The sequence below is a fragment of the Dialister sp. CAG:357 genome (genome assembly GCF_000435155.1).
GTDB lineage: Bacteria > Bacillota > Negativicutes > Veillonellales > Dialisteraceae > Dialister > Dialister hominis.
On sequence record NZ_FR896482.1, the window covers coordinates 1 to 673 of the forward strand.

At 52.2% G+C, this 673-nt stretch carries 1 protein-coding gene; it reads right to left on the minus strand.

The features are described 5' to 3' along the window. The coding region (locus tag M3200_RS09175; protein WP_288178269.1) for an IS30 family transposase at positions 1 to 673 on the minus strand (673 nt) is incomplete at both ends.

Genomic DNA, 673 nt, shown 5'->3' on the forward strand with positions numbered 1-673 from the left:
AATTTTCTGAAGGCTGCTATTACAGAGGCACTTTCCTTGTTGGGCAGTTTTCTGATGAGGGAACAGCGTGTCTTGCGCTCAACCAGAGTCAGCAGTACTTCGTCCTTTGAGCGAGATCCCAGTACAAGGTCACACTCCCAATGCCCGAAATCCTGACGCTCATCCACAGAAGGATCGCGCTCATCTATACTGCGGCCGAACTTCTTCTTACGCTCACGAACCCGCTTCCTGGCGTTTTTTCGCTTGACGCGCAAGGGCAGGTCAATACTCTTGATTTTTCCTAGGAGCCCCAGCGTGACATAGTTGTACAGGGTTTTCGTACAGACCATCTCGCCACGTTGAAATTCTCCCGTAACCAGTGCCCTGCCAAAGCAGGCATCGAGCGACCAGTGATGTTCCTGAAGTCTCTTCTGCACATAGTCGAGGAATGCTCCCTTTGCTATGGCGTCGCATTTGCGACCACAGTTTTCGCGATGCGCCTCATAGGTGCTTTGCCCGTCTGCTGCGCGATAGCGTTCCACCTTGCCGTTATAGCAAAGAACCTTGCCACGCTTCACCTCGTTGCGTACCGTATTGACACAGCACCCAATCTCACGGGCTATGCTCCGATACGATTGCTTGTCGCGGAGACGCGTTTGGATAATGACTCGTTCCTCAAAAGTTAAATGAGCCC